The sequence below is a fragment of the Novosphingobium sp. genome (assembly GCF_030699305.1).
Taxonomy (GTDB): Bacteria; Pseudomonadota; Alphaproteobacteria; order Sphingomonadales; family Sphingomonadaceae; genus Novosphingobium.
Map to the genome: position 1 here is coordinate 211,266 of NZ_JAUYNB010000013.1, position 25,007 is coordinate 236,272.

Here is a 25,007-nt window from a genome sequence, read left to right on the forward strand (position 1 = left end):
CACCTCACCCGCCGGGGTGGTAGAAATCATACACGGTCTGCGCCACTGCGGCGCTGACGCCAGGGGCGCATTGCAGGTCTTCCAATGCGGCGGCGCGGACTTTTCCGGCGGTACCGAAATGCAGCAAAAGCGCGCGTTTGCGGGCCGGTCCGATGCCTGGAATCTCGTCCAGTGGACTCGCGATGATCGCGCGGCTGCGCTTGTCGCGGTGCGCGCCAATGACGAAGCGGTGGACCTCGTCGCGCAGGCGCTGGAGGTGGAACAGCAGCGGTGAGTTGACCGGCAGCGTCTTTTCGCGGCCATCGGCGAAGTGAAACACTTCGCGCCCTTCGCGCCCGTGGTTCGGCCCCTTGGCGATGGCGATGAGCGGCACATCCTCGATCCCAAGCTCCTCCAAGGTGTCCTTGACGGCACTCATCTGGCCCTTGCCGCCATCGATCAGCACCAGATCAGGCCACTGCCCGCCGTCGCGGTCCGGATCCTCATCCTGCGCCCGCGCGAACCGCCGTCCCATCACCTCGCGCATCATCGCATAGTCATCACCGGCCGCTTCAGGCTGCTTGATGTTCCATTTGCGATACTGGCCCTTGATGAAGCCCTCTGCCCCCGCAACCACCATCGCCCCGACCGCGTTGGTGCCCTGGATATGACTGTTGTCGTAAACCTCGATCCGTTGTGGCGGTTCGGGTAGTTCCAAAAATTCGGCCAGTTCACGATTGAGCTTGGCCTTGCTGCCGCTTTCGGCCTGCCGCCGCTCCAGCGCCTCGACCGCGTTGCGTTCGGCCTGCGCCATCAGGCGGCGGCGATCGCCGCGTTGCGGCACCGATATTTCGACTTTGCCGCCCGCCGCCACCGCCAGCGCCTCGGCCAGCAGATCACCCTCGGGCAGCTCGCGGTCGATCAGGATCGTGCGCGGCGGGGGCACTTCCTCATAGAACTGGGCAAGGAAGCTGGTCAGCACTTCGGCTTCGTCCAGCCCGTCGGTATGGCTGGGGAAGAACGCGCGGTGGCCCCAGTTCTGACCGCCACGAATGAAGAACGCCTGCACCCCGAACTGGCCGTTCGCCTGCGCAATGCCGAAGACGTCGGCATTGCCAACCCCCTCGGCATTGATCGCCTGGCTGCCCTGGATGAACGTCGCGGCGCGCAGCCGGTCACGCAGCATCGCGGCGCGCTCGTAATCCAGCGCTGCGGCCGCGGCCTGCATCTGCGCTTCGATCTTTGTCTGCACGGCCGAGCTTTTGCCGCCGAGGAAGTCCTTCGCCTCGCCCACCAGTTCGGCATAAGCCGCAGGATCGATCCGGCCGACGCACGGCGCGCTGCACCGCTTTATCTGGTAGAGCAGGCACGGCCGGTCGCGCCGGCTGAAAAAGCTGTCGGTGCAGCTGCGCAGCAGGAACAGCTTTTGCAGCGCGTTGATCGTGGTGTTGACGCTGCCCGCGCTGGCGAAGGGGCCGTAATAGTTACCCTTCGCCTTGCGCGCGCCGCGATGCTTGGTGATCCGGGGAAAGTCATGCTCGGCCCGCAGCAGGATGAACGGGAAGCTTTTGTCATCACGCAGCAGCACGTTGTAGGGCGGGCGATAACGCTTGATCAGCTGCGCTTCGAGCAGCAGCGCCTCGGCCTCGGAATTGGTGGTGACGATTGTCATCGACCGCGTCTGGCTGACCATCCGCTTGATCCGCAGCGGCAGCCGGTCAACCTGGGTATAGTTCGTCACCCGGTTCTTCAGCGCCCGCGCCTTGCCGACATAGAGCACATCGCCGCGCGCATCGAGCATCCGGTAAACCCCCGGCTGCGGCTTCAACGTAGCCACCACTTCGCGGATCGCCGCCAGCCCCGCCGCAAGGTCCGGCTGACTACCGGTCATCGTGAAGGTTGCCTGCCCTTCGTTGAAGCGGTCACCACTTTGCCGGTCAGGAGGGGTCGGATTGCGGGGCATCAGCGCCAGATAAGCGTTCCCCGGCCAGCACGGAAGCAGGGAGTTGGGGCTATCCCCACCCGATTGGCGCGACATTGCGATCACGCCGGACATAACACGGGCCGCGCATCAGGTGATACGCAGCCCGGTCCAGCTATTCTTGTTTGCGACTAGAGCGCGCGCCCGTCGATATTGACGTTGCGGATCCGGCCATCGCCATCGACCGTGCAACTGAACGACCCGCCGCCAGTCGCCCGGCCCTGCACGCGCCAGCCATCGCCTTCGCGCGCCACGCTATCGACGGTGTCAATCCGCGTGCTGCCGCGCGACACTTCATCGCGGCAGCGATTCACCGCGCTGTCGATCCCCGTGCCTTCGCGCCATTCAGGGCGATCGTCGGAGTTGTAATTGCCCGAATTGCCGCGCTGGTAATCATCCGCCGGATAGCGGTAATCCGGTTCGGCGCGGCGCTGGTCTTTCTTTGCTTTGGTCGATGCGCTGGCAATCGCCGCAATCGCGCCGATGATCAGCACTCCGGCAAAAATATCGCCCGCGTCGACCCGGTCATGCTGGTAGTGCCGACCCCAGTTGCCACCGCCCCAGCGATCGCGCGCCTGTGCGGGGGTTGCCGCAATCGAAACAGTTGCCACAGCTGCCAGCACGGCAGCCACACGCGAAACCTTGCGTCCCATTTGCAAGACCCTCCGGCGGCGCCCCGACCCATGCCGGGGACTCGTAACCGCCACATTCTGTTGTCGCGCCTAGGCGGTCCAGGCTTTCAACTGCCTGAACCGCCCATCGCGATCATCTTATCAGAGGCCGCGAATACCGCTGTAGTCGATATCGACCACCCGGCCGCGTTCGACCCTGCACTTGAACGAGCCGCTGTCGTAGCCGCGCAAGTTCGAGTTCCAGCCACGGTAGTCGTTACCCCAACCCCGGCCATAATTGCCGTCGTTGGCGCGCCAGCCGCGGGAGTTGGTGTTCACCGCGATCCGGCCCCGCACTTCGTAGCCATAACGGGTTTCCCTGACCTGACGAATGTCGGTCACATCGGCCCGGCCATAGCTGTAGCGGCTTGCACCGCGCTCGGCGGCATTGACGCACTGCTCTACGGCACTGCGCGGGCTGCCGCCCCAGCGGGTGTCGCGATCGTAACCGGCCCGGCCGTAGCGGTAATCGTCGTAACGGGTGTCATAGCGATCACCTCGCCCCGCCGATGCGGCAACTGCGGCGATTCCACCGATAACCAGCGCGCCGGCAATGATCTCACCTGCGCTTACCCCGTCCCGATGGTTGCGATCACGGCTGTCAGCAAAGGCCGGGGTGGCCGAGGAAACCGCCATCGCGCCCGCCGCGATGGTGCCGACAAGTGCTTTGGACATGGTCTTCATGGCATTCATCCTTCAACTGACCGGACGGGATAGTCCGGCGTTGAGGATGGTTTACCGATTCGCCCGTGGCGTGAGCCTGAACTGGATCGACAGCCACCGTTCAGATTAATGTCCACTTTGATGAACAGTTATTCGGGAACCGCCAGGCCGCTCCACTGCGCCAGGAACGCCAGGATATCCGCACCTTCCTCTACCACCTTGTCGGTCGGCTTGCCCGAACCATGGCCCGCGCGGGTTTCGATCCGGATCAGATGCGGTTTGGGTCCGGCCTGCGCGGCCTGAAGCGCAGCGATGTACTTGAACGAATGGCCCGGCACCACGCGGTCATCGGTATCAGCCGTGGTGACCAGCATCGCCGGGTAATTCACCGCCGGCTTGATGTTGTGATACGGCGAATAGGCCCGCAGCACGCGGAAATCGGCTTCCTTGCCGGGGTAGCCATAATCATCGACCCAATACCGGCCAGCCGTGAACCGGTCGAACCGCAGCATGTCCATCACGCCGACTGCGGCATTCCCGGCCGCAAACAGATCGGGCCGCTGGTTGACCACAGCACCAACGAGCAGGCCCCCGTTGGAGCCGCCCTGCACCGTCAGCCCATCTTTGGGGGTGATCCCCTGCGCAATCAGGTATTCGCCTGCCGCGATGAAATCGTCGAACACATTCTGCTTGTTCGCCAGCCGCCCGCCATCATGCCAGGCCTTGCCGTATTCGCCGCCACCGCGCAGGTTCGCCATCGCAAACACCCCGCCCGCTTCCAGCCACGCCATCCGCACCGCCGAAAACGCCGGGGTCAGCGACACATCGAACCCGCCATACCCATAGAGCAGCGTCGGCGCGGCGCGGCCTGCGCTCGCCAGTCCCTTCTTGCGCACCACGAACATCGGCACCCGCGTGCCATCCTTCGAGGCATAGAACCGCTGTTCCACCGCATAATCGTCGGGTGAGAATGTCAGCTTCGGCAGCGCAAACGGGGTGCTGACGCCCGTATTGCTGTCAAACCGGTAGATCGCGCTGGGCTGGTTGAAGCTGGAAAACGCGTAAAACGTTTCCGGGTCACCGGGCCGGCCGGTAAAGCCGGTCGCCTTGCCGATCGCGCTCAGCACGATCTGACGCACCGGCTTACCGTCGAGTGAGACGACTTCAGCGGTCGAGGCCGCATCGCGCAAATAAGACAGGATCAGGCGATTGCCGACGATCTGCGCGCGATCAAGGGTTTCCGCGCGTTCCGGGATAACGTCGCTAAAGCCGAACCGGACACCGGTGGGCGATGCCGCCGCGACAGGCGCTGCCGTCAGGTCCACTTTCACGACCTTAAGCTTCGGCGCGTCCTTGTTGGTCGCGAAATACAGCGTATCGCCCATTCCTTCGATCAGCCGCCATTCGTGGTCCAGCCCCGACACCAGCGGATGGACCTGCCAGCTGCGCTTGCCGCGTCCAGCCTTTGCTGCGGTCACCCCGCCGAGGCGCTGCCCGGCCAGCGGGATAGCGTGCAGTTCATACTTGGCATCGGTCCCGCGTGAGGTGGAAATCACCATCCAGCGGTCATCCGCCGTGACAGTGGCAAAGTGGCCCAGTTCCGGACGGTCGGGCGTGGCATAGACCAGTTCATCGGCGGCTTGCGGCGTGCCGACCCGGTGGAAATAGATCGCCTGATTGGTGTTGAGCGACTGGAATTCCTGCCCCGGCTGCGGCTGGGGAAAGCGCGAATAGAGGAAACCTTCGCTGCCCACCCACGCAATCCCGGTGAACTTGGCCCACTTGATCTCATCGGCCATGACCTTGCCGGTCTTCACGTCGATCAGCTTGATCGTGCGCCAGTCAGATCCGCCGTCCTGCACCGAATAGGCCAGCAACTTGCCGTCGTGCGAAGGCACCCAGGCATCCAGCGCAGTCGCCCCGTCCTTCGCCCAGGTGTTGGGATCAATCAGCAGCCGAGGCGCACCATTCAGCCCGCTCCGGACAAACAGCTGCGACTGGTTCTGCAACCCTGAATTGCGGGTATAGAAATACGCCTTCCCGGCCTTCTGCGGCAACCCGAACCGTTCGTAATCGGTCAGCGCCCGGATCCGCTGCGCGAACCAGTCACGCTGCGGCAGCGTCGTAAGATAGGCCTGGGTCAGGCCATTCTGGCGCTTTACCCAGTCGGCCACCTCCGGATCGGTGCGGACATCGTTCTCCAGCCAGCGATAGGGGTCGGCCACACGCTCACCAAACTGAACTTCAACCAGATCCTGCTGGTACGTGTCGGGATATGTTAGCGTTGGCATCGGGTCAGCACTCACCAGCGTGGCAGTCGACAACAAAACGGCACCCAGTAGGGTGCGGGACACGCGGCGCATCAAATTCTCCCCGAACGAAAAAGCGGTCGCAGAGCTAACGCCTGCGACCGCCATTTCAATCCGTGGATCGACGAACGCCAGACGACGCCCGTTGGTATCCGCTTATTCGTCGTCGGCAGTGAACACCGGACCCGAATCCTGACCCTTGGCCGAAGTATCGCGGTCCACCAGTTCGATCACGGCCATCGGCGCAGCGTCCGATGCGCGGATGCCGGCCTTGATCACGCGGGTGTAGCCACCGGCGCGATCAGCGTAGCGGGCCGCCAGAACGTCAAACAGTTTCGCCAGCTGCGCGTCATCCATCAGGCGGGTGTGCGCCAGGCGGCGGTTCGACAGCCCGCCGTGCTTGGCCAGCGTGATCAGCTTTTCCACATAGGGACGCAGTTCACGGGCCTTGGGCAGCGTGGTGGTGATCTGTTCGTGCTTGAGCAGCGCCGCCGCCATGTTGCGGAACATCGCCTTGCGGTGCGACGAGGTGCGGTTGAGCTTACGCCCACCAATTTTATGACGCATAATTCAGTCCTTCGTTCGTAGGGGGCCCGTATCAGGTAGCCCGATCCTGGCAGCGTTCTCGGCAGCTGCCCCTTGCCGTTTCCCGCATCCCCGCAAAGGCGGGGACGTCAGGCAATTTCAGGCCGGCTCCAGCAGGCCTGAGGCCCCCGCTTGCGCGGGGGCTCCAAGTTTCAGCCCAGCAGCTCTTGTTCGAGCTTCTTGGCCATTTCCTCGATGTTTTCCGGCGGCCAGCCAGGGATGTCCATGCCGAGGCGCAGGCCCATCGAGCTCAGGACTTCCTTGATCTCGTTGAGCGACTTGCGACCGAAATTCGGCGTACGGAGCATCTCGGCCTCGGTCTTCTGGACCAGGTCGCCGATGTAGATGATGTTGTCGTTCTTGAGGCAGTTGGCCGAACGGACCGACAGTTCCAACTCGTCCACCTTCTTGAGGAGGTAACGGTTGAGCTGGTTGGTATCGCCTTCTTCCGAAGCCGGAACTGCCACACCAATCATCGGCGAACCGCCCACCGGCAGCGCGTCTTCGAAGTGGACGAACAGCGCCAACTGGTCCTGCAGGATGCGCGCAGCGTAAGCCACCGCATCTTCCGGCGTGACCGTGCCGTCGGTTTCGACCGTCAGGCTCAGCTTGTCATAGTCAAGCTCCTGCCCGATGCGGGCATTGTCGACCTTGTAGGACACCTGACGCACCGGGGAATAGAGCGAGTCGATCGGAACCAGCCCGATCGGCGCATCAATCGGACGGTTCGCCACTGCGGGAACATAACCCTTGCCGGTATCTGCGGTCAGTTCCATGTTCAGCACCGCACCTTCGTCGAGGTGGCAGATCACGAGGTCCTTGTTCATCACCTCAATGTCGCCAGACACGGCGATGTCACCAGCGGTAACAGCGCCGGGGCCGGTCGCCGACAGTTGCAGACGCTTGGGGCCTTCACCCTGCATGCGCAGTGCAATCTGCTTCACGTTCAGCACGATGTCGGTCACGTCTTCACGCACGCCGGCCAGCGACGAGAATTCGTGCAGCACGTTTTCCATCTTGATCGACGTGATCGCCGCGCCCTGGAGTGAGGACAGCAGCACACGGCGCAGCGCGTTGCCGAGCGTCAGTCCGAAACCGCGCTCCAGCGGCTCGGCGACGAACACGGCACGCCGCTTGGGGTCGTGGCCCGGCTTCACCTCAAGGGTGTTGGGCTTCTTGAGTTCCTGCCAGTTCTTGATGTTGACAGTCATAGACTTCCCCTAGGGTATTGTTCTGGCGGGAAAGGCCGCTGCCCCTGATGGAGCCGCGGCCGTTCCGAAAACGCAGCAACGCTGATGCGCTGCCGCGTGGCATCAATCAGACGCGGCGACGCTTGGACGGGCGTACGCCGTTGTGCGGGATCGGCGTCACGTCGCGGATCGACGTGATGGTGAAACCCACCGCCTGCAGCGCGCGCAGCGCGCTTTCACGGCCCGAACCCGGGCCCTTCACTTCGACTTCCAGGGTGCGCACGCCGTGTTCGGCGGCCTTCTTGCCGGCATCGTCCGCTGCCACCTGAGCGGCGTAGGGCGTCGATTTGCGGCTGCCCTTGAAACCCATCGTGCCGGCACTGGACCAGCTGATGGCGTTGCCCTGGGCGTCGGTGATGGTGATCATGGTATTGTTGAAGCTGGCATTCACGTGGGCGATGCCGCTCGTGATGTTCTTCCGCTCGCGGCGCTTAATGCGCTGGGGTTCGCGTGCCATATGGAATTCCTGTCAGGTATCGGGAAGGGAAAGCGATCAGTCGGTGACGACCGATGCTTACTTCTTCTTGCCGGCGATGGGCTTGGCCTTGCCCTTGCGGGTGCGGGCGTTCGTGTGGGTGCGCTGTCCGCGAACCGGCAGCCCCTTGCGGTGACGCAGGCCGCGATAGCAGGCCAGATCCATCAGGCGCTTGATGTTCATCGCGGTTTCACGACGCAGGTCACCTTCAACGGTGTGATCCGCATCGATGGCTTCGCGAATATGCAGCACTTCCTGGTCAGACAGATCCTGCACCCGGCGGGTGTGATCAATGCCAAGCTTGTTCGCGATCTGCTTCGCCTTGTGCGCGCCAATACCGTGAATGTAGGTGAGCGCGATGATAACGCGCTTGTTGGTGGGGATATTTACCCCGGCAATACGAGCCACTTAGTTCTCCATGCTCCACAGGGAAAGGCGGATGCCAGACCCTATCTCAACGCTTCACTGCGATGGAACGGCAAAAAGCCCGGTTGGCGCGCACAATGGCTGACGCTTGCCGGACTGACCCGCCTGTATCGAGTGAACCGCGCGCTTAGGGCGATTCGACTTCGCTGTCAACGCTGGCCTGACCGGGCACAAGCAATCGGAGGGCTTCACCCGCCCTCGTCAGGGCAACGGCGCACGGTCCGGCGAGGCCCCGCCGCCGACCGGAGTCAACCGCGCCGCGAGGCGTTGAACCTGTTCTGCCAGCACCCGGTCCACCAGCGGCGCGACATCCGCCAACTTCATCCGCATGTAGCCGCCGACAACATAGTTCCAGATGATCGTCGTGCCGCCGCCTTCGACCGGCTTGAACGTGATCGTCAGTGTCGCGTGAACGGCCTCGCCCTGCAAAGGACCGAGGCCGCCGGTCATCCGCAGCACCCGGCGAACGGGATCGGCATAGACGACATGGGCATGCTCGACACTGCCCATCCGCTGCCCCGGCAGTGCATCCTTCGGCACCGGGAGCTTTTCGCAAAAGCAGCCGGTCGCCTGCGGATCGAGATAGAGATTGGACGCATCGCCGGAATAAGTATGGTCGCCTGACCACCAGCGGTTGATCGCAACCGTTTCCAGCCACGCTTCGCCCGGGCTGGCCGGAACAGTCGCCTCGTTGCGACTGACGAAGCCATTTTCGGTCAGGCCCGACACTTCGGCATGCGCGGGCAGTGCAACTGTCGCCGCCAGCACCGCAACCGCACAACGGAACAATCGCATCGGCCAGCCTTTCCGCTTCAGCGCCAGCCGAACCGGCAACGCCTCAGCCCGCGATAACGCGTTCAATCGCCGCCGTCACGTGATCCATTTCAGCCATGCCGTTGACCCGCGTAACGATCCCGCGCGCGTCGTAGATCGGCAGTATCGGCGCAGTCTTCGCACGGTATTCGGCCATCCGGGTGCGCACGGTTGCTTCGTTGTCATCCGGGCGGCGCTTGAATTCCGTGCTGCCGCACTTGTCGCAAACGCCCAGCTGGCGGGGCTGTTCGAACGTGTCGTGATAACCCTTGCCGCAATTGGCGCAGGTAAACCGGCCGGTGATGCGCTCAACCAGCGCGTCTTCATCAACGTCCAGTTCGATCACGTGATCCAGCTTGCGGCCTCGTGAACCTAGGATCGCGTCAAGCGATTCAGCCTGCGCTGCCGTGCGCGGATAGCCATCAAAGATCGCGCCAATGCCCGGCCCCATCGCGTCCAGCTCATCGCCGATCAGCGCCGAGACGATCTCGTCAGAGACCAGCTCGCCGCGCTCCATCACTGCCTTTGCCTGCAACCCGACCGGGGTGCCGGCCTTGACCGCCGCGCGCAGCATATCACCGGTCGACAGCTGCCGCATGCTGTGCGCTTCGACGAGCCGCTGGGCTTGCGTGCCCTTGCCCGCTCCCGGCGGTCCAAGCAGGATGATGTTCACAGTTGCGGTCCCCTCTGTTTCCTTGCCGGCCCAGTGCCGCGCGTCAGCGCATGCGGCCCTTGAGCTTCGCCTTCTTGATCAGATCCCCGTACTGGTGGGCCAGCAGGTGCGACTGGATCTGGGTAATCGTATCGACTGTCACGTTCACCACGATCAAGAGGCTGGTGCCGCCCAGGAACATCATGTTGATGCCGGTCTGGGCGATCCAGTATTCCGGCACGACGCAGACAATCGTCAGGTAAATCGCGCCGATCACGGTGATGCGGGTGAGGACATAGTCGAGATAATTGGCCGTGTTCTTGCCGGGGCGAATGCCCGGAATGAACCCGCCATTACGCTTCAGGTTCTCCGAGGTTTCTTCCGGATTGAACACCACGGCAGTGTAGAAGAAGCAGAAGAAGATGATGCCCATCGCATAGAGCAGCATATACAGCGGCTTGCCGTGTGCCAGGTACTGGTTGAGGTTGACGATGAACGAACCCATTGGCGTGTCAGGCGATACGGAATTGCCTGCGAACTGGGTGATCGTCAGCGGCAACAGCAGCAGCGAACTGGCGAAGATCGGCGGGATCACGCCCGCAGTGTTGAGCTTCAGCGGAAGATGGCTGCGATCCGCCTGCATCATGCCCTTCTGGCTGGCACGCTTTGGATACTGGATCAGCAGCCGCCGCGTGGCGCGTTCCATGAAACAGATTATCAGGATCATCGCGACCAGCATCAGGGTCAACAGCGCAATCGTCAGGCCGCTGATGGCGCCGGTGCGGCCGCCTTCAAACATGTTGACGATGAATGTCGGCATCTGCGCGACAATCCCGGCCATGATGATCAACGAAATGCCGTTGCCGATCCCGCGACTGGTGATCTGTTCCCCCAGCCACAGCAGGAACATGGTGCCGCCGATCAGGCTGATCACCGCCCCCACCTTGAACATCATGCCTGGATTGACCACCGCCTGAAGTCCGCTCGACGCGCCATACGCCTCAAGCCCGGATGCCACGAACCAGCCCTGAATCGCCGTCAGCAGCACCGCGCCATAGCGGGTGTACTGGTTGAGCTTCTTGCGCCCGCTTTCGCCCTCCTTCTTCAGCGCAGCCAACGCCGGATGCAGCGAGGCCGCGAGTTGGACGACGATGGAGGCCGTAATATAGGGCATCACGCCCAGCGCGATCAGGCTCATCCGCTCAAGGCTGCCGCCAGAGAACGTGTTGAACAGATCAAGAATCCCGCCGCGGGTCTGGTCGTAGAGCGTCTCCAGCACCAGCGGATTAACGCCGGGCAGCGGCACGAAGCTGAGGAAACGGAACACAACCAACGCCCCGATCGTGAACCAGATGCGGTTCTTGAGTTCGGTTGCTTTGGAAAAGTTTGCGAGACTCATGTTGCTCGCAATGTTGTCGGCGCGTGATGCCATCTGGGGGATATGCCTTGATGTGGGTCCGGTCCGGACCGCGTGTCAGTGCCATATAGGCACGAACCCGCGATGTCGAACCCCCGAAGCCGCACCATCCCCGCATCCCCGCACGGGGATATCCCCGCATCCCGGATGCGGGGATGGCCAGAGCCTTACTTCGCTGCCTTGTTGGCTTCGCGGCGGGCCGTCTTCTTTTCATGCTCGCTGGGCTGGGCAGCAGGCAGTTCGACCGAACCACCAGCGGCTTCAACCGCGGCGCGGGCACCGGCGGAAACGCCGTCGACAGCAAACTTTGCCTTGGCCGAGAAATCGCCCTTGCCCAGCAGCCGGACGCCGTCCTTGCCGCCGCGCGCGAGGCCAGCGGCCTTCAGCGCAGCGTGGTCGATCACGGCGTTGACGTCGAGCTTGCCCGAGTCGATCGCCTTCTGGATCAGGCCCAGGTTGGCTTCAGCGAAGTCCTTGGCGAAGATGTTGTTGAAGCCGCGCTTCGGAATCCGCATGTGCAGCGGCATCTGGCCGCCTTCGAAGCCGTTGACCGATACGCCCGAACGCGCCTTGGCACCCTTCTGGCCGCGGCCAGCAGTCTTGCCCTTGCCCGAACCGATACCACGGCCGACGCGCATCCGGCCCTTGCGGGCACCGGCATTGTCACGGAGTTCATTGAGTTTCATAAATTGCACTCGCTTTCGCTTTAGTCGCGCTAATGGAAGCGGCGCCCTTAAGCGAAGGCCGGGGCGATGTCACCCCCCTTTATACGATGGTTCAGCCAGCCGCCCCCGCCCGGGCCGCAATCCGGCGGCGCAGCGCCTCGATCCGAACGTCGACGAACCGCACCAGAACCCAGGCCAGCGCGCAGGTAACAAGCAACGTGGCGATGGTCAGCAGCGACGGACTGGCTTTCAGCAGTGGCAGCGCGCCCAGCATCGCGAACACCAGCAAATGCCCCAGATAGACCGGAAACGACAGCTCACCGATTGCGCGATCGACGGCCGAACGCTGGCTCCAGCCATGAATGGCCGGCAAGGCGAGCGCGACCAGCGTCAGCAGGGCAAGGCGCGGCGGGGAGAAAAACTGGTCGTGCGGCCAGTCTCCGCTCCACCAGGGCCAGGTCAGTATGGCCACCGGAACCGCCAGCGCCAGCGCCTTGGCGGCATTGCCCACCCATAGCGCGCGATCTGAGGCCCACACCCGGTAAGCGAGCACCCCGGCAAGAAACAACGCCAGTTCGAACGGGAAGAATCGATAGCTCCACGGATCATCGACCAGCCCACCCCCGGCCGCCAGCGCGCGCGCGGCCAGCGACAGCGCCAGCACGACCACGATCGCCTTGACCGAGCGGCGCGCAATGAACGGAGCGACGGCGTAAAACATCAGCTCCAGGCTGAGCGACCAGGCCATCGGGATCATCATGTAGTTGATGACCTCGCCCGCACCACTCGCCTTGAACGTGGCGGTCCACGCCAGTTGGCCGTCCTCGACCGTCAGCCACAGCGGAAGTTCCTGCCCGATTGCAGTGAAGTTCAGCGCCCCCAACCCGATTCGCTCGCCCAGCCCGATCCGATCATCGGCATAGATCCCCAGCGGCGTGGTTCCGCCCTGCACCTCGACCAGCGCGAACACAGCCAGGTGCAGCGCCAGGAACAGGTAATACATCGCAAAAATGCGGATCGCGCGGTTGGTGTAGAATGCGCGGTTCAGCGCCGGGCGGTCATAGCGCTCGTTCAGAACCAGCCCCATGTAGAAGCCGGAAATGATGAAAAAGCACTGCACCGCAACCGCGCCGCCCGTCATGGCATAGCCGCCCAGCCCGCCAGTGTGCTCGAACAGCACGATCGCAGCCAGCAACAGGCGCAGCAGCCCCATCAGATCTGGCCAGCTTCAGCATGGCGCCGCAGGCGTTCCCGCAGCGGTCGCTCGAACCAGATGAAGCTCAGCCGCGCGGCCAGGATCACGGCGCCAAGCCACGCTGCCAGCACCCAGCCTTGCGCGGTGAACTCGGCGGGATTGCCGTGCGGCAGGATCACCAGCATCAATGCCAGCTGCATCGGCACGTGCCACAGGTAGATACCATAGGTGCAATCCCCCAGCCAGCTGCTGGCCCGGCGCAAACCGCGCGGCGCGGCATTTTCAACCGCAGCCAGCATCAGCAAGGCCGCTCCCGTCAGCGCTGGGATGGCAACCACCTCGCGGGCCAGTCCGCTTCCCTCACGCAGCGCCGCCAGTCCGGCCAGTGTCAGTACAGCGCAGATCAGGCTCCGTCCCGCGCCGTTGCGCAGATGCAGCCACTCATGCAGCCGGAACAGGGCGGTCCCGACGAAAAAATAAAATGCGCAATTGGGAATACGCGATACCGACGAGAACAGGTTGCCCAGCAGGCACAGCGCGATCACCGCGATCAGCCCGCCTGCACCAAACTTGCGCAGCGGCTCGCGCAACACCCAGAACAGGGCGTAAACCACCACTTCCACCGATACCGACCAGATCGGACCGTTGAACGACTGCCCGGTTCCAACCAGCCAATCCGACGCAAAGAACAATTGCAGGAAGAAATGCCACCAGTCGTAATTGTCGTAGAGCAGCGTGTGCCCCACCTGTTGCAGGGCGATGAACTGCAACCCCGCCACCACCAGCAACGTCAGGAAGTGCAGCGGATAGAGCCGGGCAAACCGGTTCACCACGAATTCCCGCGTCGTTGCCGGTCGATCGAGATAGACCGCTGCAAACACAAATCCGGAAATCATCCAGAACAATTGCACGGCGTAAAAGCCCCAATCGTACAGCAGACCGAACATGGCCCGCGCCGGCTGGTAATCGAGATACTGGAAATAGCGCTCATGATCGGTGCCGATCATCGCAAAATGCATGTAGTGATAGAACAGCACGGCCACAGCGGCCAATCCGCGCAGCCCGTCGATCAAGGTAAGCCTCGGCATGCTCAACCGCACCGGAGCAGGTGGCCCAGGCACCGTGACCTGATCGGACGTAACATTCACCAGCCCGGCCCTTCGCTAAGCAGTTGCTATCCTGCCTATGTCGCGATGGTTAAGATCGGGCAAAGGAAAAGGGCTGCGGATCGCTCCGCAGCCCTTTCGTTTCCAGCTAACCGCTGAGCGTTCAGTCGATCACAGCAACCATATGCGGCAGCTTGGCGATTGCGCCGCGCACTTCGGCGGTGTCTTCCAACTCCACCACGCGGTTCATCTTGCCAAGGCCCAGGCCGATGAGGATCTTCTTCTGGCTTTCCGGCCGGCGGATCGGCGAACCGATCTGCTTGATCTTGATTGTCGCCATCAGACTTACTCCGTGATCGCGTCAGCGGCAGCTTCCGCTTCCGCTACGCTCGCGCCGCCACGACCCAGCAGGTCGGCAACCTTCTTGCCACGACGCTGGGCAACCGACTTCGGCGAAGTCTGGTCAGTCAGCGCGTCAAAGGTGGCGCGGATCATGTTGTAGGGGTTGCTGGTGCCGACCGACTTGGTCACCACGTCAGCCACGCCCAGGCTTTCGAAGACAGCGCGCATCGGACCACCGGCGATGATGCCGGTACCCGCCGGAGCCGAACGAAGGTTGACCTTACCGGCACCAAACCGGCCCTTGCCGTCATGATGCAGGGTGCGACCGTCCTTGAGCGGAACACGAACCATCTTCTTCTTGGCAGAAGCGGTTGCCTTGGTGATGGCTTCCGGCACTTCGCGCGCCTTGCCATGACCAAAGCCAACGCGGCCCTTGCCGTCACCGACCACGACCAGAGCTGCAAAGCCGAAGCGCTTGCCGCCCTTCACGGTCTTGGACACGCGGTTGATGTGGACGAGCTTTTCAATCAGCTCTTCGCCGCCATCATCATCGCCGCCACGGCCACCACGGCGGTCATCACGGCGACCGCCACGGCCACCACGATCATTCCCGCCACGGTCGTTTCCGCCGCGACCACGACCACGGCCACGGCCGCCTTCGCGTTCACCACCCTCAGGGGCAGCAGCAGCCACTTCGGCAACGACGCCTTCGACTACAGTGTTGGTTTCGTCTGCCATCATCAGAACTCCAGCCCGCCTTCACGCGCAGCGTCAGCCAGCGCTTTGACGCGGCCATGGAACAGGAAGCCGCCGCGATCGAACACGACAGCGGTCACGCCCGCCTTCTTGGCGGCCTCGGCGAGCTCGGTGCCCACCTTGGCTGCCGCATCGGTGGTCGCGCCGGGGCCAGTGCTGCCCTTGGTCAGCGTCGAAGCGGCCGCCAGCGTACGGCCGGTCGCATCGTCGATGATCTGCGCATACATGTGGCGGCCCGAACGGTGAACCGACAGCCGGGGACGACCAAAGGCACGCGCCTTGAGTGCGGTACGAACGCGCCGACGACGGCGCGCGAAAAGAGAAAGCTTGGCCATTACTTCTTCTTCCCTTCCTTGCGGAAGATGAACTCGCCGCGGTACTTGATACCCTTGCCCTTGTAAGGCTCAGGCTTGCGCCACCGGCGAATTTCGGCCGCAACCTGGCCAACCTTCTGCTTGTCGATCCCGGAGATCTCGATCGTGGTGTTGTCCGGCGTCTTGATCTCGATGCCTTCCGGCACCGCGAAGTCGACGTCGTGGCTGTAACCGAGCAGCAGCTTCAGGTTGTTGCCCTGAACGTTCGCACGGTAACCAACACCGGTGATTTCGAGAACCTTGGTGTAACCGGCGGTCACGCCGGTCACCAGGTTGTCAACGAGGGTCCGCTGCATGCCCCAGAAGGCGCGAGCCTGCTTGGAGTCATTGGCAGGCTTCACAACGATGACCTCGCCTTCGATGGAGTAGCTGATTTCATCACGCATACGGAGCGTAAGAGCGCCCTTGGGGCCCTTCACGGTAAGCGTGCCATTCGCGATATCAGCGGAAACACCGCCGGGAATCGGAACAGGCTTTTTGCCGATGCGGCTCATCAGAACACCTCCGCCAGCACTTCGCCACCGACGTTGTGCGAGCGAGCTTCGGCATCCGAAAGCACGCCGCGCGGCGTCGAGACGATGGTGATGCCAAGACCGTTGCGCACTACCGGGAGTTCTTTCGAACCCGAGTAGACGCGGCGGCCCGGCTTGGAGACGCGAGCGACATGCTTGATCGCAGGTTCGCCCTCGAAATACTTCAGCTCGATGCGCAACTGCGGATGGGCGCCAGTGGCGTCCTCCGAATAGCCGCGAATATAGCCTTCACGCTGCAACACTTCGAGTACGCTTGCACGCAGCTTCGAGGCCGGCGAAAGGACAGAGTCCTTCTTCGCACGCTGGCCGTTGCGGATACGGGTGAGCATATCACCCAGGGGATCGGTCAGTGCCATCGCTTGTCCTTACCAGCTCGACTTTGTCACGCCCGGGATCATGCCTTTGTTGGCAAGATCACGCAGCTCGATGCGGCAAAGGCCGAACTTGCGATAGTAGCCGCGGGGGCGGCCGGTGGTGGCGCAACGGTTGCGAACCCGGGTCGGGTTTGCGTTGCGCGGGATTTCCGCCAGCTTCAGACGCGCGATCAGCCGTTCGGTATCGTCGAGCGACTTGTCGTCGGCGACCGCCTTCAGCTTTGCGTACTTGGCAGCGTACTTCTTGACGAGGACCTTGCGGCGCTCGTTCTTGTTCACGGAACTCAGTTTCGCCATGGACTTAAGCTCTCTCTAACTCAGGCCGCTTGAGCGGGTTCGGCTTCAGCCGGGAACGGGAAACCGAACAGGCGCAGCAGTTCGCGCGCCTCGTCGTCGGTCTTGGCAGTGGTGGTGACAATAATGTCCATCCCACGAACCTTCTCAATCTGGTCGTAGCTGATCTCCGGAAAGATGATCTGCTCCTTCAGACCCATCGCGTAGTTGCCGCGACCGTCGAACGACTTCGGGTTCAACCCACGGAAGTCGCGAATACGGGGCATGGCAATCGTGATGAGACGATCCAGAAATTCAAACATGCGTTCGCGGCGCAGGGTAACCTTGCAACCGATCGGCATGCCTTCACGCAGCTTGAACTGCGCGATCGACTTCTTCGCCTTGGTGATGACAGGCTTCTGGCCGGCAATCAGTTCCATTTCGGCGGCGGCGGTCTGGACCTTCTTCTTGTCCTGGCTGCCTTCGCCCACGCCCATGTTGATCGTGATCTTCTCGATCTTGGGCACTTCCATATGGTTCTTGTAGCCGAACTTTTCGGTCATCGCTGCAACGATCGCGTCGTCGTACTTCTTGCGAAGCCGGGGTACATACTTGTCACCCATCGATCTTCTCCCCGGACTTCACGGCCACACGGACCTTCTTCCCGTCAACGGTTTCGAACCGCACGCGCGTTGCCTTGCCGTCCTTGGGATCGGCCAGGCCAACCTTCGAGACATGCATCGGCGCTTCACGGCGATCGATGCCACCCTGCGGGTTTTCCTGGGTCGGCTTGCGATGGCGGGCAGCGATGTTCACGCCTGCAACCACAACCTTTTCGTCCTTCGGAAGGACCTGCAGGACAGTGCCGGTGCGGCCCTTGTCCTTGCCCGAGCGGACAACAACGTTGTCGCCCTTCTTGATCTTAGCGGAAGCCATTACAGCACCTCCGGAGCAAGGCTGATGATCTTCATGAAGCCCTTGCCGCGCAGTTCGCGGACCACGGGGCCGAAGATACGGGTGCCGATGGGCTCTTCGTTCTTGTTGATCAGAACGGCGGCATTGCTGTCAAAGCGAATGACGCTGCCATCGGGACGGCGAACGTCCTTGCGGGTACGCACGATCACCGCGCGGTGAACGTCGCCCTTTTTCACGCGGGTGCGCGGCTGGGCTTCTTTCACCGACACCACGATGATGTCGCCAACGCCGGCGGTGCGGCGCTTAGACCCGCCCAGTACCTTGATGCACTGGACGCGCTTGGCGCCGCTGTTGTCCGCGACGTCGAGCTGGGATTGCATCTGGATCATTGATCCGGTTCCTTCTCACTGGCTTGCCGGAACCAGTCCGGCAGTTCCAAATTGCTCGTCTGACTTAGACGTCGGCTTCCACAGCGGCAGTCTTGCCGGCGAGGACGCGTTCGATAACCTTCCAGGTCTTCAGCTTCGAGAGCGGGCGAGTTTCCTCGATCCGCACCGTTTCGCCAACCTTGAAGGCGTTGTCTTCGTCATGTGCGTGGTACTTCTTCGAACGGCGGATGATCTTCCCGTAGAGCGGGTGCTTCACCTTGCGTTCGACCTTGACCACCACGGTCTTGTCGGTCTTGTCGGAGACGATGGTCCCGATCAGGATACGCTTGGGCATCGTATTCTCCTTACGCCTGGGCCGACTGAGAACGCTCAGTCTGCAGCGTTTTGATGCGGGCGATGTCGCGGCGCACTTCCTTGATGCGCGCCGGGCGTTCCAGCTGGTTGGTCGCCGCCTGGAAGCGGAGGTTGAACGCCTCGCGCTTCAGCTCAGCGAGGTCTGCCGACAGCTGATCGTCAGTCTTGACGCGCAGGTCTTCAATCTTGCTAGCCATCATTCGGCTCCCAGGTGCGAGGTGTCGCCCAGGCGGGCCACGACCTTGGTCTTGATCGGCAGCTTCATCGCTGCGCGGCTGAACGCTTCCGCAGCGAGCGGGCCGGCGACACCGTCCAGCTCGAACAGGATGCGGCCCGGCTTCACGCGTGCGGCCCAGTATTCCACCGAACCCTTGCCCTTGCCCTGACGGACTTCGGCAGGCTTCTTGGTCACTGGCACATCCGGGAAGATGCGGATCCAGAGACGACCCTGGCGCTTGATGTGACGGGTGATCGCGCGGCGAGCCGCTTCGATCTGACGTGCGGTGATCCGTTCCGGTTCCATCGCCTTGAGGCCATAGGAACCAAAGTTCAGATCGGTGCCGCCCTTGGCGTCGCCCTTGATCCGACCCTTGAAGGTCTTGCGGAACTTGGTCTTTTTCGGTTGCAGCATGGTGCTTACTCTACCTTAAGCTCAGCGTGCCGGACGGACGCCGGAGGTTTGAGCCTCCATCATCAACCGGTCCTGCGCCATCGGATCGTGGCCGAGAATCTCACCCTTGAAGATCCAGCACTTGATGCCGATGATCCCATAGGCGGTCAGCGCTTCGGCTTCGGCGTAATCGATGTTCGCGCGGAGCGTGTGCAACGGCACACGACCTTCGCGATACCATTCGACGCGGGCGATTTCTGCCCCGCCCAGACGGCCACCGCACGTGATCTTGATGCCTTCGGCACCAAGGCGCAGGGCCGATTGCACGGCGCGCTTCATCGCCCGGCGGAACGCCACGCGGCGGATCAGCTGGTCGGCGATGCCCTGGGCGACAAGCTTGGCGTCGATTTCCGGCTTGCGGATTTCAACGATGTTCAGCTTGACGTCGCTGCTGGTCATCTTGGCAAGCTGCGAGCGCAGCTTTTCGATGTCCGCACCCTTCTTGCCGATGATCACGCCAGGACGGGCGGCATAGATCGAAACGCGGCACAGCTTGGCCGGACGTTCGATCACGACCTTGGAAATCGCGGCCTGCGGCAGCGTTTCCATGATGAACTTGCGCATCTTGAGGTCTTCCTCAAGCATCGACGCATAGTTCTTGCCCTCGGCGTACCAGCGGCTGTCCCAGGTACGGTTGATCTGGAGACGCAGACCGATCGGGTTGCTTTTATGACCCATGGATCAGGCCTCCTCGACTTCGCGAACCACGATGCGCAGCCGGCTGAACGGCTTCAGGATGCGCGTGGACTTGCCACGGCCCCGCGTGTGGAAACGCTTCATGGTGATGGACTTGCCGACGCTGGCTTCAGCAACGACAAGGGCGTCGACATCCAGGTTGTGGTTGTTTTCCGCATTGGCGATCGCGGATGCGAGCACCTTGCGGGCATCAACCGCCATGGCCTTCGTCGAGAAGGTCAGGATGTTCATGGCCTCTTCGACCTTGCGACCGCGGATCAGAGCGGCGACCAGGTTGAGCTTCTGGGCCGAACCACGGATCGTGGTGCCGACCGACAGGGCTTCCTTGTCACCGACGCGACGGGGAGCTTTTGCCTTGCCCATTAGCGCTTGCCCTTCTTGTCGGCAGCGTGGCCGGGGAACGTGCGCGTGGGCGCAAATTCACCAAGCTTGTGACCGACCATGTCTTCGTTGACCGAGACGGGGATGAACTTGTGACCGTTGTAGACGCTGAACGTCAGACCAACGAACTGCGGCAGGATCGTCGAACGACGCGACCAGGTTTTCACCGGGCCAGCGCGCGTGCCAGCTTCCTGCGCGGCTTCCGCCTTCTTCAGCAGGTGCAGGTCGACGAAGGGGCCTTTCCAGACGGAACGTGCCATGGTGGCTTACCTCTTCTTCTTCGCGTGACGCGAACGGATAATCATCTTGTCCGTCTGCTTGTTATGACGAGTGCGAGCACCCTTCGTCGGCTTGCCCCACGGAGTAACCGGATGACGGCCACCGGACGTGCGACCTTCACCACCACCGTGCGGGTGATCGACCGGGTTCTTCGCGACACCGCGGGTTAGCGGGCGACGGCCCAGCCAGCGGTTACGACCTGCCTTGGCCAGGTTCTGGTTGCCGTTGTCGGGGTTCGACACGGCACCGACGGTGCCCATGCAATCCCCGCGCAGGTAACGCTGCTCGCCCGAATTCAGACGCGCAATCACCATGCCGCGGTCACGACCGACAACCTGAACGTAGGTGCCTGCCGAACGTGCGATCTGGCCGCCCTTGCCCGGCTTCATTTCCACGTTGTGGCAAATCGTGCCGACCGGCATCTGGCTGAGCAACATCGCGTTGCCCGGCTTCACGTCGGTCTTTTCACCGGCAACCACAGTGTCACCGACCGCAAGACGCTGCGGCGCGATGATGTAGGCCTGTTCGCCATCGGTATACTTGACCAGCGCGATGAACGCGGTGCGGTTGGGGTCATATTCCAGACGCTCCACGGTCGCAGGCATATCCCACTTGCGACGCTTGAAGTCGATGAAACGATACTTCTGCTTGTGACCGCCAGCGATCCCGCGCGAGGTAACGTGCCCCTTGTTGTTACGGCCACCGGTCTTGTGCTTGCCTTCGGTAAGCGCCTTGACGGGCTTGCCCTTCCACAGCGACGAGCGGTCGACCAGGATCAGGCCACGACGGGCCGGGCTGGTCGGGTTATAGTTCTTGAGTGCCATGATTCAGCCTCAGATCCCGCTGGTGACGTCGATCGACTGGCCTGCAGCCAGCGTCACAACCGCCTTTTTGACGTCCGAACGGCGATAGGGCTTGCCCTTCCACCGCTTGGTCTTGCCCTTCTGGGTCAGGGTGTTCACGGAGACCACCTTGACGTCGAACAGAGCTTCGACCGCAGCCTTGATCTGCGGCTTGGTGGCAGCTTCGGCCACCTTGAAGACCACGGCATTATGCTCGCTGAGCAGCGTCGACTTTTCCGTGATGTGGGGAGCCACGATCACGTCATAGTGACGCGTGTCGATTGCGTCCTTAGCCATTGAAACGTGCCTCCAGCTTTTCGACCGCAGCGCGGGTCAGCACCAGCGTGTCATGCTTCAGGATGTCATAGACGTTCGCACCGACAGCCGGGAGGACGTTCACGCCAACGATGTTGCGGGTGGCGCGGGCAAAGCCCTCATTCACCTGCTCACCGTCGATCACGAGCACCTTCTTGCCCCAGTTCGCCTGAGCGAGCTGGGCAGCAACGGCCTTGGTCTTGGCGTCGCTCACGTCCAGCGTGTCGACCACGACCAGACCCATCTTGGCCTTGGCCGAGAGCGCCATCTTGAGGCCGAGCGCGCGGACCTTCTTGTTCAGCGAGACGTCGAACTCGCGGCGACGTGCGCCGTGAGCCTTGCCGCCGCCGATGAAGATCGGAGCTGCACGGTCACCGTGACGGGCAGTACCGCCACCCTTCTGGTTGCCGAACTTCTTGCCGGTACGGGCAACGTCCGAACGCTCGCGGGTCGCACGGGCAATGCCGCGACGATTTTCGAGCTGCCAGGTGACAACGCGGTGGAGGATGTCGGCGCGCGGTTCGAGACCGAACACCTCATCATTGAGTTCGACTTCGCCCTTGGCGGCCGAACCATCGAGGTTGAGGACCTTGACTTTCACGACTTAGCCCTCCTGGCCTTCGGCCTGTTCGACGGCCACCGCTTCAGCGGGGGTGTCGGCAGCGGCCGAATTGTTGCTGTTGGCAGCCTGCTTCAGGCCGGCGGGATAAGGTGCTTCAGCGTGGCGCGAGACCTTCACCGAGTCCTTGACAGTCAGCCAGCTGTTCTTCGAGCCAGGGACCGAGCCCTTGACGAAGATCAGCCCACGTTCGTCGTCAACGCGCACGACTTCCAGGTTCTGCTGGGTGCGGTTGCGGTCGCCCATGTGGCCGGCCATCTTCTTGTTCTTGAACACGCGGCCCGGATCCTGACGGTTACCCGTCGAACCGTGGGCACGGTGGCTGATCGAAACGCCGTGGGTTGCGCGCATACCGCCGAAACCCCAACGCTTCATCGCACCGGCAAAGCCCTTGCCCTGGGTGTGGCCCGAAATATCGACCAACTGACCCGGAACGAAGTGCGACGCAGCGATCGTCGAACCGACTTCAAGCAACGCGTCATCAGCTACGCGGAATTCAACCACGCGAGCCTTGAGCGGCACTTCAGCCTTGGCAAAGTGTTCACGCTGCGGCTTCGCAACGTTCTTTTGCTTGGCCTGGCCCGCACCGAGCTGAACCGCGACATAACCGTCACGGTCATCGGTGCGCACCGAAACCACCTGGCAATCTTCCAGCGCCAGAACGGTTACCGGCACGTGCCGACCGTCCTCCTGGAAAAGGCGGGTCATCCCCACCTTTTTGGCGATCACGCCAGTGCGCATGATCCATTCTCCATAAACAGAGGCCTGCCCGGGCCCATCCCGAACAGGCATGTCCAGCCCATTTTGTGATACGAGCCCCGTCCGGGCTGGGTGCTCCCTGACCGGTGCGAAGCACCAGACGGAAGCGAGACGGGGGACGCATTCCCGGCCATCCGACCGGAGGTATCCCTGTGTCCGGGCGGGTTTCCCCGCCAAGCCGGCCGAAACCGGAAGGAGTTGAGCAGCGCGTTACCGAACTGCCCGGAACTGGTAATCGAGCTGGCGGATTACGCCAGCTTGATCTCGACGTTGACGCCAGCAGCCAGATCGAGCTTCATCAGCGCGTCCACGGTGGTGGCGTTCGGCTGCACGATGTCGAGCAGACGCTTGTAGGTGCGAACTTCGAACTGCTCACGCGACTTCTTGTCGATGTGCGGCCCGCGGTTCACGGTAAACTTCTCGATCTTGGTCGGCAGCGGAATGGGGCCCCGGATCAGCGCGCCGGTGCGGCGAGCGGTTTCCGCAATTTCACCAGTTGCCTGGTCCAGCACGCGATGATCGAATGCCTTCAGGCGAATGCGGATATTCTGAGCTTCCATGTCCAACTACCGATGAGAAAGAGCCAAAAACAAACCAGACCGCCGCTCTTTCCCGCTTTCGTGAAAGAGCGAGCAGCCTGAAAAACCGGCCCGCAGGAGAACGAATCTCCTGCGGGAGCGCGGCCTATATTACTTCGTGATCTTGCTGACAACCCCCGAACCGACGGTGCGGCCACCTTCGCGAATTGCGAAGCGCAGACCTTCATCCATCGCGATCGGCGCGATCAGCTTGACCGACAGGGCAACGTTGTCGCCCGGCATCACCATTTCGGTACCTTCCGGCAGAATCACTTCGCCGGTGACGTCCGTGGTGCGGAAGTAGAACTGCGGACGATAGTTGGCGAAGAACGGCGTGTGACGGCCACCTTCATCCTTCGACAGCACGTAGACTTCGGCAGCGAATTCGGTGTGCGGAGTGACCGAGCCGGGCTTGGCCAGAACCTGACCGCGCTCAACGTCGTCACGCTTCAGACCGCGGACCAGCGCGCCGACGTTGTCGCCAGCTTCACCCTGGTCGAGCAGCTTGCGGAACATTTCGACGCCGGTCACGACGGTCTTCTGCGTGTCACGCAGACCGACGACTTCGACTTCTTCACCAACCTTGATGATGCCGGTTTCGATACGGCCGGTCACCACGGTGCCACGGCCCGAAATCGAGAACACGTCTTCCACGGGCATCAGGAACGGCTTGTCGGTCGGACGCGGCGGCTGCGGGATGGCAGTATCGACGGCGTTCATCAAGGCAATGATCGAGTCCTTGCCGATGTTTTCGTCGCGACCTTCAAGTGCGGCAAGAGCCGAACCCGGGATCACGGGAATCGCGTCGCCGTCAAAGCCATAGTAGCTGAGCAGTTCGCGGATTTCGAGTTCGACGAGCTCAAGGATTTCCGCGTCGTCGACCTGGTCAACCTTGTTCATGTACACGACCAGCGCCGGCACGCCGACCTGGCGGGCCAGCAGGATGTGTTCGCGGGTCTGCGGCATCGGGCCGTCAGCAGCGTTCACCACCAGGATCGCGCCGTCCATCTGCGCTGCGCCAGTGATCATGTTCTTCACATAGTCAGCGTGGCCCGGGCAGTCGACGTGCGCGTAGTGGCGGTTTGCGGTTTCGTACTCGACGTGAGCGGTCGAGATCGTGATACCACGCTCGCGCTCTTCGGGAGCCTTGTCGATGTTTGCGAAGTCAACAGCTACACCACCGTTGATTTCGGCCATGATTTTGGTGATCGCTGCGGTCAGCGTGGTCTTGCCATGGTCGACGTGACCGATGGTGCCGATGTTGCAGTGCGGCTTGTTCCGCTCAAATTTTGCCTTCGCCATTGTCTCAAACCTTCTTTTCGCTTGATATCGAATCTGCGGGAATGGACGGCGCCCGCTGAATCAGGCGCC

The 25,007-nt window shown here is 62.4% G+C and carries 35 protein-coding genes; all 35 read right to left on the reverse strand.

What is annotated here, in order from left to right; genetic code table 11:
* Window positions 1-4: 4 nt before the first annotated feature.
* The 35 genes from uvrC to tuf all read right to left on the reverse strand — a co-directional run bounded on the left by uvrC (window position 5) and on the right by tuf (window position 24,938).
* A complete protein-coding gene (uvrC, locus tag Q8Q53_RS07205) occupies window positions 5-1,942 on the reverse strand; it encodes an excinuclease ABC subunit UvrC (RefSeq protein ID WP_305701080.1) in 1,938 nt (645 codons plus the stop codon).
* A gap of 149 nt (window positions 1,943-2,091) precedes the next feature.
* Window positions 2,092-2,583, reverse strand: coding sequence for a hypothetical protein (locus tag Q8Q53_RS07210; protein WP_305701081.1), 492 nt, complete (start codon window positions 2,581-2,583; stop codon window positions 2,092-2,094).
* Window positions 2,584-2,733: 150 nt separating this feature from the next.
* A complete protein-coding gene (locus tag Q8Q53_RS07215; protein ID WP_305701082.1) occupies window positions 2,734-3,315 on the reverse strand; it encodes a hypothetical protein in 582 nt (193 codons plus the stop codon).
* A gap of 128 nt (window positions 3,316-3,443) precedes the next feature.
* Window positions 3,444-5,585, reverse strand: coding sequence for a prolyl oligopeptidase family protein (locus Q8Q53_RS07220; protein ID WP_305701083.1), 2,142 nt, complete (start codon window positions 5,583-5,585; stop codon window positions 3,444-3,446).
* A 174-nt stretch (window positions 5,586-5,759) separates the two neighbouring features.
* Window positions 5,760-6,170: a 50S ribosomal protein L17 gene (gene rplQ, locus Q8Q53_RS07225; RefSeq protein WP_305701084.1), complete on the reverse strand. Its 411-nt coding sequence runs from the start codon at window positions 6,168-6,170 to the stop codon at window positions 5,760-5,762.
* A gap of 170 nt (window positions 6,171-6,340) precedes the next feature.
* On the reverse strand, window positions 6,341-7,399 hold the full coding sequence (locus Q8Q53_RS07230) for a DNA-directed RNA polymerase subunit alpha (protein ID WP_305701085.1): 1,059 nt from the start codon (window positions 7,397-7,399) through the stop codon (window positions 6,341-6,343).
* Between the two features lie 106 nt (window positions 7,400-7,505).
* Window positions 7,506-7,895 (reverse strand): 30S ribosomal protein S11, encoded by a 390-nt coding sequence (rpsK, locus tag Q8Q53_RS07235; protein WP_305701086.1) that lies wholly within the window; start codon window positions 7,893-7,895, stop codon window positions 7,506-7,508.
* A 57-nt stretch (window positions 7,896-7,952) separates the two neighbouring features.
* Window positions 7,953-8,321, reverse strand: coding sequence for a 30S ribosomal protein S13 (rpsM, locus tag Q8Q53_RS07240; protein WP_305701087.1), 369 nt, complete (start codon window positions 8,319-8,321; stop codon window positions 7,953-7,955).
* 219 nt (window positions 8,322-8,540) lie between these two features.
* Window positions 8,541-9,134 (reverse strand): SRPBCC family protein, encoded by a 594-nt coding sequence (locus tag Q8Q53_RS07245; RefSeq protein WP_305701088.1) that lies wholly within the window; start codon window positions 9,132-9,134, stop codon window positions 8,541-8,543.
* 43 nt (window positions 9,135-9,177) lie between these two features.
* Complete coding sequence (locus tag Q8Q53_RS07250; protein ID WP_305701089.1) at window positions 9,178-9,825, reverse strand: adenylate kinase; 648 nt, start codon at window positions 9,823-9,825, stop codon at window positions 9,178-9,180.
* A gap of 43 nt (window positions 9,826-9,868) precedes the next feature.
* Window positions 9,869-11,236: a preprotein translocase subunit SecY gene (secY, locus tag Q8Q53_RS07255; RefSeq protein ID WP_305701090.1), complete on the reverse strand. Its 1,368-nt coding sequence runs from the start codon at window positions 11,234-11,236 to the stop codon at window positions 9,869-9,871.
* 152 nt (window positions 11,237-11,388) lie between these two features.
* The gene (gene rplO / locus Q8Q53_RS07260) at window positions 11,389-11,907 is read right to left on the reverse strand and encodes a 50S ribosomal protein L15 (RefSeq protein WP_305701091.1); all 519 of its coding nucleotides are present in this window, start codon (window positions 11,905-11,907) and stop codon (window positions 11,389-11,391) included.
* A 91-nt stretch (window positions 11,908-11,998) separates the two neighbouring features.
* A complete protein-coding gene (locus Q8Q53_RS07265) occupies window positions 11,999-13,099 on the reverse strand; it encodes an acyltransferase (protein ID WP_305701092.1) in 1,101 nt (366 codons plus the stop codon).
* The gene (locus tag Q8Q53_RS07270) at window positions 13,099-14,169 is read right to left on the reverse strand and encodes an acyltransferase (RefSeq protein ID WP_305701093.1); all 1,071 of its coding nucleotides are present in this window, start codon (window positions 14,167-14,169) and stop codon (window positions 13,099-13,101) included. The genes Q8Q53_RS07265 and Q8Q53_RS07270 overlap by 1 nt, the downstream gene beginning before the upstream one ends.
* Before the next feature lie 181 nt (window positions 14,170-14,350).
* On the reverse strand, window positions 14,351-14,527 hold the full coding sequence (gene rpmD / locus Q8Q53_RS07275) for a 50S ribosomal protein L30 (RefSeq protein WP_305701094.1): 177 nt from the start codon (window positions 14,525-14,527) through the stop codon (window positions 14,351-14,353).
* Between the two features lie 5 nt (window positions 14,528-14,532).
* On the reverse strand, window positions 14,533-15,267 hold the full coding sequence (gene rpsE, locus Q8Q53_RS07280; protein ID WP_305701095.1) for a 30S ribosomal protein S5: 735 nt from the start codon (window positions 15,265-15,267) through the stop codon (window positions 14,533-14,535).
* A 2-nt stretch (window positions 15,268-15,269) separates the two neighbouring features.
* Window positions 15,270-15,620: a 50S ribosomal protein L18 gene (gene rplR / locus Q8Q53_RS07285; protein ID WP_305701096.1), complete on the reverse strand. Its 351-nt coding sequence runs from the start codon at window positions 15,618-15,620 to the stop codon at window positions 15,270-15,272.
* Complete coding sequence (gene rplF / locus Q8Q53_RS07290) at window positions 15,620-16,153, reverse strand: 50S ribosomal protein L6 (protein WP_305701097.1); 534 nt, start codon at window positions 16,151-16,153, stop codon at window positions 15,620-15,622. Before rplF ends, rplR begins: the two co-directional genes overlap by 1 nt.
* Window positions 16,153-16,548 carry a 30S ribosomal protein S8 gene (gene rpsH, locus Q8Q53_RS07295; RefSeq protein WP_305701098.1) on the reverse strand — a complete coding sequence of 132 codons (396 nt, stop codon included), beginning with the start codon at window positions 16,546-16,548 and terminating at the stop codon, window positions 16,153-16,155. The genes rplF and rpsH overlap by 1 nt, the downstream gene beginning before the upstream one ends.
* 9 nt (window positions 16,549-16,557) lie before the next feature.
* Window positions 16,558-16,863 carry a 30S ribosomal protein S14 gene (gene rpsN / locus Q8Q53_RS07300; protein ID WP_305701099.1) on the reverse strand — a complete coding sequence of 102 codons (306 nt, stop codon included), beginning with the start codon at window positions 16,861-16,863 and terminating at the stop codon, window positions 16,558-16,560.
* A gap of 20 nt (window positions 16,864-16,883) precedes the next feature.
* On the reverse strand, window positions 16,884-17,462 hold the full coding sequence (gene rplE / locus Q8Q53_RS07305) for a 50S ribosomal protein L5 (RefSeq protein ID WP_305701100.1): 579 nt from the start codon (window positions 17,460-17,462) through the stop codon (window positions 16,884-16,886).
* Complete coding sequence (gene rplX, locus Q8Q53_RS07310) at window positions 17,455-17,775, reverse strand: 50S ribosomal protein L24 (RefSeq protein ID WP_305701101.1); 321 nt, start codon at window positions 17,773-17,775, stop codon at window positions 17,455-17,457. The genes rplE and rplX overlap by 8 nt, the downstream gene beginning before the upstream one ends.
* The gene (gene rplN, locus Q8Q53_RS07315; RefSeq protein ID WP_305701102.1) at window positions 17,775-18,143 is read right to left on the reverse strand and encodes a 50S ribosomal protein L14; all 369 of its coding nucleotides are present in this window, start codon (window positions 18,141-18,143) and stop codon (window positions 17,775-17,777) included. The genes rplX and rplN overlap by 1 nt, the downstream gene beginning before the upstream one ends.
* Before the next feature lie 64 nt (window positions 18,144-18,207).
* Entirely contained in the window at window positions 18,208-18,477 is a 270-nt protein-coding gene (gene rpsQ, locus Q8Q53_RS07320) for a 30S ribosomal protein S17 (RefSeq protein ID WP_305701103.1), read from the reverse strand.
* A 10-nt stretch (window positions 18,478-18,487) separates the two neighbouring features.
* Window positions 18,488-18,694 carry a 50S ribosomal protein L29 gene (gene rpmC / locus Q8Q53_RS07325; RefSeq protein WP_305701104.1) on the reverse strand — a complete coding sequence of 69 codons (207 nt, stop codon included), beginning with the start codon at window positions 18,692-18,694 and terminating at the stop codon, window positions 18,488-18,490.
* Window positions 18,694-19,128 carry a 50S ribosomal protein L16 gene (rplP, locus tag Q8Q53_RS07330; protein WP_305701105.1) on the reverse strand — a complete coding sequence of 145 codons (435 nt, stop codon included), beginning with the start codon at window positions 19,126-19,128 and terminating at the stop codon, window positions 18,694-18,696. Before rplP ends, rpmC begins: the two co-directional genes overlap by 1 nt.
* A gap of 21 nt (window positions 19,129-19,149) precedes the next feature.
* Entirely contained in the window at window positions 19,150-19,845 is a 696-nt protein-coding gene (gene rpsC, locus Q8Q53_RS07335) for a 30S ribosomal protein S3 (RefSeq protein WP_189541068.1), read from the reverse strand.
* Between the two features lie 3 nt (window positions 19,846-19,848).
* A complete protein-coding gene (rplV, locus tag Q8Q53_RS07340) occupies window positions 19,849-20,226 on the reverse strand; it encodes a 50S ribosomal protein L22 (protein ID WP_305701106.1) in 378 nt (125 codons plus the stop codon).
* The gene (gene rpsS / locus Q8Q53_RS07345) at window positions 20,226-20,504 is read right to left on the reverse strand and encodes a 30S ribosomal protein S19 (RefSeq protein WP_305701107.1); all 279 of its coding nucleotides are present in this window, start codon (window positions 20,502-20,504) and stop codon (window positions 20,226-20,228) included. The genes rplV and rpsS overlap by 1 nt, the downstream gene beginning before the upstream one ends.
* 6 nt (window positions 20,505-20,510) lie before the next feature.
* The gene (gene rplB / locus Q8Q53_RS07350; protein ID WP_305701108.1) at window positions 20,511-21,347 is read right to left on the reverse strand and encodes a 50S ribosomal protein L2; all 837 of its coding nucleotides are present in this window, start codon (window positions 21,345-21,347) and stop codon (window positions 20,511-20,513) included.
* 9 nt (window positions 21,348-21,356) lie between these two features.
* Window positions 21,357-21,662, reverse strand: coding sequence for a 50S ribosomal protein L23 (locus Q8Q53_RS07355; RefSeq protein WP_189541060.1), 306 nt, complete (start codon window positions 21,660-21,662; stop codon window positions 21,357-21,359).
* Window positions 21,655-22,281: a 50S ribosomal protein L4 gene (rplD, locus tag Q8Q53_RS07360; protein WP_305701109.1), complete on the reverse strand. Its 627-nt coding sequence runs from the start codon at window positions 22,279-22,281 to the stop codon at window positions 21,655-21,657. The genes Q8Q53_RS07355 and rplD overlap by 8 nt, the downstream gene beginning before the upstream one ends.
* A gap of 3 nt (window positions 22,282-22,284) precedes the next feature.
* Window positions 22,285-23,040, reverse strand: a complete 756-nt coding sequence (rplC, locus tag Q8Q53_RS07365) for a 50S ribosomal protein L3 (protein ID WP_305701110.1) — start codon at window positions 23,038-23,040, stop codon at window positions 22,285-22,287.
* Window positions 23,041-23,306: 266 nt separating this feature from the next.
* Entirely contained in the window at window positions 23,307-23,618 is a 312-nt protein-coding gene (gene rpsJ / locus Q8Q53_RS07370) for a 30S ribosomal protein S10 (RefSeq protein ID WP_189541054.1), read from the reverse strand.
* A 129-nt stretch (window positions 23,619-23,747) separates the two neighbouring features.
* Entirely contained in the window at window positions 23,748-24,938 is a 1,191-nt protein-coding gene (gene tuf / locus Q8Q53_RS07375; protein WP_305701111.1) for an elongation factor Tu, read from the reverse strand.
* Window positions 24,939-25,007: the final 69 nt, after the last annotated feature.